We start from the raw sequence: 9,060 nt of genomic DNA, 5'->3' as shown, positions 1-9,060 counted from the left end.
CGTTTTTTCGGCATCGGCATATCCATGACTTTTACCTCTCATGATATGCCCCGCCCACAAAATCCCGGACAGGTCCGATCTCAGCGAATCCAGTCATGGCGCTACCCATGCGCCACGTCTACAAAGCGATCTCGCGTGAGCGGGCGCTGCCGGCCGAGGAAATCAAGGAGTTCCTGCAGGCGGCACACCTGTCCAACATCCGGCGTCAGTTCAAAATAAGTTTGCAGCTCATTTTGCTCACCTTGGTTCGCAAATCCGAGCTTCTGTTGGCTAAGCGCAAAGACCTGCACCTTGATGAAGCAGAATGGCATATCCCCGAAGAAAACTCGGAGACAGGGAAGCCGCACATTGTCTATCTGTCTAGGCAGGCCGTACTTCTGTTCAAGGAATTGCTCACACTTGCCGGCAATAGCGAATGGGTTCTACCTGGTCGGGGTTCTCTAACCAAGCCATTCGCGCACAACGCCCTGAACAAGGCACTAAAGGTCGCATTGCAGGGGCAGGAGATTCCAGCCTTTACCATTCATGACTTGCGGCGCACAGCATCGACCCTCTTGCACGAAAAGGGATGGGCATCTGATGTTGTGGAGAAGGCGCTAAACCACACCATCGGCGGCGTGCGCGGTGTGTACAACCGCGCCGAGTATTCAGAGCAACGCAAGGCTATGTTGCAAGCCTGGGCTGACGCCATTGATGCTCTCGCGCCGGCTTCGAGTCTTGTCGTATCACGGGCCTGAATCTGACAGGCCATACGGCAGATAGCGTCCGCTATCTGCCGCTCAATGTGTGCCCCAAGCCCTATCAAAGAGCAGGAGGAATTCTGCTCATTTTTCAGATTCTTCCCACTTACAAACTTAGGAAGATGCTTCTAAAAGTGGTTACTACCACTTGACGCTAGGGACGACCAGTAAGGTCCGTCCTCCCCGGGAGCACGCCATGCCTTCTCCGTCTGACTTCCTAATTCTCAACATCCAGCAGATATTCGAGGTATCGCTCAAAGCTCCAGGCCCTACGGGAGCTGCATGATGGGCGCAACGTCCGATCAACCAAAGTGGTCGCGTCAAGTGGTGAACACGCTGCCTCTCATGGACTGGGCCACGCTGCAACAGGGTGCACGCCCTTGGCTTTGGCTGAGCGGAGCACACAGCGAAACACTCGAACAAGATGTGCAGAAGATAGCCAAGAGTTTTGATTATTTTTGGGTTTGGCGCGACACACCCTGGGAATACGGTTCTCCAGGCTATCGTGAGGGACCTTTGCTGGTACCGCTCGACGAGCAACTCTTCACCTTCGCGCGCGATCACTGGCTTCGCTGTCAGGCGGGATTGATCCTGCTAGGCCCCGATGATGAAACCAACCTCGTAGCGCATCTACAGCACTTGCACCAGTTGACGGGGGCTGATGGTTTTCCGATCGCTTTCAGCCTCCATGCTGTGCGTCCCCTCGAAGAACTCTGTGAAGGGTTGCCAGCGGATCGTCTATCTCAGCTGTTCGGCCCCATTCAGCGCCTTATCTGGTACGCAGGAGATGTGCAGTCGGGCGAGTGGCTGTCTGCCAATGCACCGTTAATCGCTCGTACTTCATCGATAACGGAAAGGCCCATTGCTTTGACAGTGAACGATGAGGCTACGCTTGGCCAAGCCAGTCTCGCGTGGTTCATGCGCGACTTTGCACGCGACGTTCGTCAGCGCTTCCCGGCGTATGACCGCCCAGAAAACGAACCCGTGCTCTGGCGACATCTAAACCTCTTCGCACGTGAGGCTACCGATCAACTGGCGCTAGCCACGGAACGCGACGTTCGCCACTACATGGAACTGCGCTTCCAATATTCACACGAGCTCTTTGCCAAGGACCTGGCGTTGCGCGACATCTTGGTCAATCTAAAGGTGCAGGGGAAACAGCGGTTGACTGACGCTGAAGCGCGGCTGGCGGCTTTAGCCACCACAATGTCTTAAGGGAAGATGGATGACGACAACTTACAAAATAGCACTAGGCCCGGATCGTCCCAATGAGAAGGAACTGGGTAAAGCTATCTCGCCACCCCCGTGTCAGAGGTGTATTCCGGTCTACCCATTACGCTACGGCATCGCGGACAGGGCCCCAGATAAAGGCGTCTTTCCCACACTTGGCACTGAGGGCTACCCCGCGCTCACATCAGGTAAGGCCTATGGCCTGCGCGTGCTGCGTCCGGGCACCTACGTCTACCTCTGCTATTTCGAAAATGACCGCATGTGGACGCAGCACTATCAAGTTACCGAGGACGTACGATTTGCCCGAATTTGGTGGAGCCGTCCCGATGAAATCGACGCTACCCCTGGTCGGCATACTCGCCCCGATACCGTGGGTGCCAAGTCCTTCCTGTTAGCCCCAGAAAGCAAAACAGCAGAGAGCGTCTACCTGATGGTAAGTGAAACGTTGCTTACGCATCGCACTCTCTGGGATATCGAAACGAACAAGGACCGGCTGCGCGATACGCTGGCCGTCAAAATCAAACCAGCGGGTGGTGCTGAGCAAAAACATGCCTTCAATGCCGTGTTGCTTGGCAATGCCACCCCTGAGCTTGTTCAACCCGCGGTGTACGGCATACCCATGTACTACGGCTGGAGTGAGATTCAGTTCTCAGCGACTGCGCCAAACCACAACAACATTCTGGGCAATATGTACATTGGATTGCGCCCACGGATGGATATCGCGCCACTGGCCGTCGCATTGCCAGATCCAATGGGCATTGCCAGTGAATTGCACTACTTATGTGCTGACTCCGTGAAGAAGCGTGATAGCTGGCAGCTGAACAACAAGCACAAGCTGCAGAGCGCCGCTCTGATAGACGGCTACTTCAAGAGCATTGAGACCTCCGCAGATTCGGCTACCGCCGATGGTGCTCAAGCGCTTCGCCGTCAACGTGAGCTGGTGAACCTTCAAGGCGCTCGGGCATTCAGACCATCCTATGAGAAGACATTAGGGTCGTACAACGAACAGGTAGCAGTTGCCGGCGCTGATGTTGTGAGTTGGGCGAAACTGCTTGGCGCAGGCCAATACCTGGGTCAGACACTTAGACTGTTTGACCTTTCGTGTATAGAGAATGCTCTTGACTATGAGACAGCGGTTCTAAACTGCTTAGGAGCGCTCGTTCACACTGACGCAGGACTCAAAGAGCTGGAACGGCTTATTGAGGCCAACCCGAGCGACAGCCCGTTGTGGAAATCACTGGCTGCGGGTGACAAGTATCTGCTTGACCGGATCTCCGGTCCGTTGATGGTTGCGAAGAACATCTTCGGTGCTGTTGATAAGTATGTTGAGCAATACGCAGGTACGGTCGCTACCCAGGCGCTTGCAGGATTGATACAGCACTATGTAGCAACTGCTCCGGAGGTGAAAGCCAAAGTTCAGATTGAACGTCTGCGCCACGTCAGCGAACGGCGCTTCAGCATCACACTTGGTTTCCGCTTGACCACCGCCGCAGACTACTTGCGCTACTCCATGGAACTGCAGGGCTACCTGACACTAGGCGAGGATGCCTATGCTCGGTGGAACCTTCAGACCCTGCCTGAACCAGGTAGGATCCCCGGTACCACGCGCGTGAGCGGTGTCGAACGGATCGAAATCTGGGAGTGGGAAACCGTTGGCACTGCCGACGTGGGTAGTCCACCCAAACAGATCCCGCTGACGGAAAACCCGCTACTGCGAAACCTGAAACGTATGAAGGCTTCGGCGCTTGCTAGTGCAGAACGAGTAAGAGGCCCAGTAGGCATCGGTTTCACTGGGGTCGGAGGTGTCCTAGCAGTCTGGGGGATACGGGGGGCAATTAAAGAGCTTGGAAAAGTCCAATCCACAGCAAATGTAGTCACCATTCTCGGTGCTGGTGCGGCTTTTGCGGGTTCGGTCATTGAAATAGGGGCCTTGGCAACTTCAATGATTTCGTCAAGACGAGGAAATACACTCCTTGCCCAAGGAGTAAAGGTGTGGGGCTTTAAGTGGGGAACAACTGTTGCGGGCTCTATTGGTGCTGGCTTGTTTGCCATTGGTGACGGAATACGAGCCATTAACGCAGTTGGTGATTCTAATCCTCAACAAGCCCGCCTTTACCTTGGGTCTGCATTGTCGGGAGGAGTAGTCGCTGTTGCCACGCTCATGGGGGGAACTACCGTCAGTCTCGGTCCTATAAGCATCACCCCTTTGGGGTGGTTGGTGATCGCAGCCGTGGGAATCGGCGCTACTGTATGGTTTACCGTCAAAGCAGGAGAGGCCGGGCACAGCCCTATCGACACATGGCTAAAACACAGCGCCTGGGGAGTGAATGTACGCCGCTACGATTTAAATCAAGAGCTAGAGGCTTGGTATGCACTGCATTTTCGACCACGGCTCACCCCGAAGTGGGAGGCCAGCGGAGAAACCATGTTCAGCCGATTCTTCAGCAACGCTGGCACCCTACGGCTGCGATGTACTCTGCCAAATACGAGCGCAAATGAGCACTTCGATAGCAAGTTACGGGTCACATTGCGCGGTAAAACACTGCCGCCAATAGATCCTCAAGTGTTGAAATCCCAGGGCAGCTTCATGCTAAACCTGGACGAGAACTGTTTCATCAGCCCGCTAACCAACAATCAGGGCGTGGAACGAGGCTGGGCTATCGCTATGCATGAGGATGCGGCTGTCGAATTGGAGTACTTGTACCAGCCAGATCGTCTATCAATGCCCGAAGTCGCCCTGTTGCAGCAGGGGGCGCCAAGACCATTGGTTTTTACCTCAGGTAGCCTTTTCTCAGATCCTATCGATATGGATAAGGTGACCCCCGTAGAGGCGCCTAAATGATCCAATCAAAGGGACGTACCAAAAGACTGCCGCCTAGCCTGCTGTTCGGAGCAACGCGACTTGCTCATGGCTGGACGGTTGGCAATATCGAGTCGGCTTCACCAGAGTCAGTTCGACAAGAATTGGGTATCCGTCGCATCAATGATAAATGTGTTGAACTGGAGAGCTTCGATAACAATCAACGAAATCTATGGGCTAGCGCCATAGGAATGATGATTCTGTTTTCAATAGGTGGGGCCTTCTTCTTATGGCTGATACTGACGTATGGCAGCTCCGGTACACCCCGCCCATTGAGCTTAGAGGTATGGCTCAAGATCGTCCTTGTTCCATGGATATCCGTCGCCCTGGCATTCATTTTCTATGTGGTGACTGGCGCCTCTCGTACGCGTGGCGCCTTCATTCGATTGAACCGCGTCACTCGAAAGCTCTACTACGTTGCTCCGCGAAAGACCCATGTGACTGTGCTCGATTGGGACTCTCTTGTACCCCTAGCTGCGTATGTACCAATAGCCAGCCAGACCAGCTTCACCACTAGGCATCCCCTGTACTTAATTGCCGTGGACGACAGTCAGTGCCCCTCCGCTGAAGTCTGCATTGCCTGCGGCAATATGGGATGGCGTGATGAGGGAGATTCGGCCAAACAGTTATGGGAGTACCTTCAGCACTTCATGGAAAACGGAGTCCTGGACTTGCCTCTACCACCGCCAGTACCTCAACGCGGGACACGTCAACAGGCCTTCACTCGGTTGTTTCATGAATGGGCTGCCAAGTTCCGTGAAGATTTTCCTACGGTAGGTTCGTGTCTTCGCTCACCGTTCCGCGTTTGTGGCAAGGTGATATGGCTGATCGCTATGACATTCCCCGACAGCCTGGCCGAGTGGATTCAATACAACGTGCCTTACGCACAATTCCCTAAGGAGATCGACCGGCTGTGCGGCTTCGAGGAAAAGCGTACTCCAGTGATTCGTATCAACGGGGAGCGCATTGATCCGTAAGCACAAGCCCACTATTCAATGAACGACTGTGGAACCCGACCTCGCCGCCAGCTGCTCACTACCGCCCAAGATAGACCACCGTAATCTGCGTGCGCTCGTGCCCCAGCTCACGACTGATGGTCTGTCGTGCTTGCAAATCCATAGCTCGTTGCGCGGGGGGCAGTGACCGTGCCGAAGGTCCGCCGGCCGCTGGAGCCTTCCACCCCGTCAGCACTTCATAGCGGTCCTGCGCATAGCGATGCCGCAGCCCATGCATGTTGCTCAAACCAGCCGCTTTGCACTGTCCGTCATAGGTGTGCCGCTGCTGAATGTAGCTCTTGTGCGCCGGGATCAAAGATCCCGCGCCCGCCAACCGGTGCGCCAGATCGAGTACGTGGCGCTGCTCAGCCGTAGTGATCGGCACAGTCCGCTCGCGGCCACCCTTGGTCCAACTGCCTTTGAGCGCAATGTGATCTCCCCGGTCTGCATAGCCCGGCTGGAACTTGATGGACTCTTCCCGCCGCAACCCGAAGGCTTGCTGCAATTGCAGACTCATCTGGACATGGGCATCGCGCACACCGTCGAGCGCATCGCCCAACGTCTTTGATTTGTCCGTGTTGGTCACATGCTGCCTTTCAGAGATGCCAAGGCGCGTGTTGTCGGCCGGAATGACACCGGCCTTGCCCACCTTCTCTGCCCACCAGCGCAGGTGCGCCAGACGGTTCTTGAGCGTGCCTGGGGACAGTCCTTCGGACTGCCAGCGCTCCACCAATGCTTCCACATGCTTGCCCTTGATCGAGCCTGCGCTCATCCGCCGAAACCCCGCTTCGCTCAGTTGTTGAGCGACCAGGGTCAGCCCGCGCATCCGGTCGGCCTGGGTCGTGTGGCTGCCGTCTTTGTTGCGCCGGCATAGCTGCCGTAGCCCATAAGTCAGATCGTCCATACAGCGCCCCAATAGTGTTGTGTCTTGTCCTGCTTTCTGAGATCGAATCGGTTAGTGAAGTTGCCGGCTCGCCAAGGCGAGGCTCCCGAAGGACAAGGGCATGGTGCTCAGAACACCGGTTTGCCTCGAATGAGGCGTCCGCCGTGCTCCCTGGGGGGAGACAGAACGAAGGTACAGCGAGAGAACAAACAAGCCAGTAGCGGTGAAAAAACCTCCTTTGAGTGAGTGGGATGGGTAAGGCCGTTCGCGAGCGTTGCACTCGAAACATGGCCATGGAATAGCGCGCCGTGGGCGCAAAGGGAATGAGAACAAGCGGAGAGGGAAGGCTCTGCCCCGTGGGTAGGGGCGGCATGCGGGGGAGCCTGAGCATGCCTGGGGATGGTTCCAACCTGGCTAGGCAGACGCTTGCAGGAACCAGCATCTTTGGGGGTGCCGATGTACAAAGCCCATCGGTCGTGGCGTGGTGCAAGGTCAATGTAAATGGGCATCGTCACGCATGCCGCAATCAATAGGAACGTGCTCAAGCCCATATTCCGCGCAGGTTCCGGGGGGCCGTCACTGCCGAAGCAGTGACGGCCCCTCGCATCGCTGGGGACCGTGCAAAAGGCCAACGCCGTTGCGGCAGTATCCGAGCACAAAGGGGCTGGGATAGCCGTGAGCACGCCTGCTGACGCGCCCCTGCGGGGCTTGTCGGCTACCCACCCTGGGCGCGCAAGGAGTTCCCCCTTGCCCACCCAGCGCGGGCAGCTTGGTGTATGCAGCGGCTTGCCTGGGGCGAGCGTAGTGGGGGTCAATGGCGGGCGCGCAGGCCGCAGCGGAGCGCAGCCGCAGGCGAGCACCGAACGGGTGAGCACCCGGCGTAGCGCACCATTGACGCCCATGCAGCGACCCCAGCCTTACGGCGGGGGTGCAGGGCGCTTTTCCCCCTGCACCCATGCCCTTCGGCGAGAACGGAGTTCCAAGAGGCAGCACCTCTTGGTCAAGGCCGCAGGCCGCGAAGGTGGGTCGAGTTGCTATGCGGGGCTTGGCTTCCAGTGGCCGCTCAGCATCAGTTCCTCTGCCAGATCGCCTACCTTCGCCGGCATGTTCAACATCGAGCGGATTGAATCCATATGCCGACGCACCACCTCGGGCGAGGCGGGCTTGAACACCGGCATCACACTTCCCGGCGCACTTGTTGCCCCTTGAGCGGTCACGCTTGAGGTGTCTTGCGCAGCCTGCTGTGTTTGGCTGGCCAACCGCTTGCCAGCCCAGAGCCGGAACTCACCCTGACCGACACGACGGATGAGCGCAAACAAGTAGGCCACCACGTTGCGCACGCCGCCGTCCCTGTGGCGAGCCTCTAGCTCTTGCAGTACCTCCTGGCCCACCTGCCGGGGCAGACGCCGCAGAGCGGTTTGCATATCGCGCCGTTGATCCTCTGCAGCGCGTTCGAGGCACGGCGGCAACGGCAAGGGTGCACCAGACTCGCGCTCACGTGTGGGCGCAGGTTCACGCGCATGTGTGCGTGCGGTACGTACGTATTTTTTATACTTATCTTCTTTATACGTAGGGCTATGACATTGCATTGCCAGACGGTCGGCTTCGTTCTGCTGCGCAACGCTCGACTCGCAAGCAGAATCAATGGATGGCGGCGGGGATGACGGCGGGTCCTCATCATCGCGACCTACCTGGGCATCGCTAGCAGGCGCTGCAGCGATGGGTTCAAGCCCATCGCGGATGTGGAGGGCAACGCGATCGACCTGGTTGTTTTCGTGGCCGATGGAGTCTTGCAGAAGTTTCGCCAGGCCCAGGTCGATTTCGCATGCCTGCGTGAACGTCAAAGGGCTTTCGTGGGTCTGGTACAGCTCGCTAAGGACATTCCCAGACAAGGGGTCACGATGTTGTCCCACAAGGCTAATCCAGCCTGTCAGCCGAAGCACGATGAGCGCGCGCCAGGCCGTTTCGAATCCGGCACGCTGTCCTAGCGGGGTGGTGGTGAGATAGGGCCGCAACTGCGCCAGACTAGCCAGCGCGCTACGACCATCGACACCGTGCAGCATGCGCAGGACCTGCCATGCGTTGCGCTCCACCGGGGTGAGGCGGATGTCGAGCATCAACGCTGATGGTGTGATGAACGGGCCGACATGTGCTTGCGGGGTAAAGCTGCTGTGATTGTCTGTCATGAGAGATCTCCGAGGTGTAGGCCACAACGGCCCGTCCTCTGAATCTCATCGCATCGGACACCCACACTTCAGCCAACAATTCGGTCTGCTAAGCAACCGGTTTGATCGAGAAAAATAGGGGTGAAGTAGGAGCTGTTCGACGGTAGAATCGAACGAGCTTGGCATC

6 protein-coding genes are annotated in these 9,060 nt (G+C 57.1%); 4 read left to right on the top strand and 2 right to left on the bottom strand.

Going from position 1 to position 9,060, the window contains the following annotated elements; all coding sequences use genetic code 11:
- Positions 1 to 107 precede the first annotated feature (107 nt).
- The 4 genes from AC1RQF_RS27260 (at position 108) to AC1RQF_RS27245 (ending at position 5,807) form a co-directional block, all read left to right on the top strand.
- Positions 108 to 737, top strand: coding sequence for a tyrosine-type recombinase/integrase (locus AC1RQF_RS27260; protein WP_492873356.1), 630 nt, complete (start codon positions 108 to 110; stop codon positions 735 to 737).
- A 288-nt stretch (positions 738 to 1,025) separates the two neighbouring features.
- On the top strand, positions 1,026 to 1,955 hold the full coding sequence (locus AC1RQF_RS27255; protein ID WP_492873355.1) for a DUF4123 domain-containing protein: 930 nt from the start codon (positions 1,026 to 1,028) through the stop codon (positions 1,953 to 1,955).
- 10 nt (positions 1,956 to 1,965) lie between these two features.
- Complete coding sequence (locus AC1RQF_RS27250; protein WP_492873354.1) at positions 1,966 to 4,812, top strand: toxin VasX; 2,847 nt, start codon at positions 1,966 to 1,968, stop codon at positions 4,810 to 4,812.
- Positions 4,809 to 5,807 carry a DUF6708 domain-containing protein gene (locus AC1RQF_RS27245; protein WP_492873353.1) on the top strand — a complete coding sequence of 333 codons (999 nt, stop codon included), beginning with the start codon at positions 4,809 to 4,811 and terminating at the stop codon, positions 5,805 to 5,807. Before AC1RQF_RS27250 ends, AC1RQF_RS27245 begins: the two co-directional genes overlap by 4 nt.
- Before the next feature lie 58 nt (positions 5,808 to 5,865).
- Here the strand turns inward: AC1RQF_RS27245 and AC1RQF_RS27240 are convergent, their stop codons facing one another.
- Positions 5,866 to 6,729: a phage integrase N-terminal domain-containing protein gene (locus AC1RQF_RS27240; RefSeq protein WP_492873352.1), complete on the bottom strand. Its 864-nt coding sequence runs from the start codon at positions 6,727 to 6,729 to the stop codon at positions 5,866 to 5,868.
- Positions 6,730 to 7,742: 1,013 nt separating this feature from the next.
- Positions 7,743 to 8,894 carry an STY4528 family pathogenicity island replication protein gene (locus AC1RQF_RS27235; protein ID WP_492873351.1) on the bottom strand — a complete coding sequence of 384 codons (1,152 nt, stop codon included), beginning with the start codon at positions 8,892 to 8,894 and terminating at the stop codon, positions 7,743 to 7,745.
- Between the last annotated feature and the right edge of the window lie 166 nt (positions 8,895 to 9,060).

The sequence above is a fragment of the Burkholderia sp. GW821-FHT14F03 genome, assembly GCF_058803765.1.
Note: the sequence above shows the minus strand (reverse complement) of the source record. Positions and strands in the feature narration are given on the sequence as shown.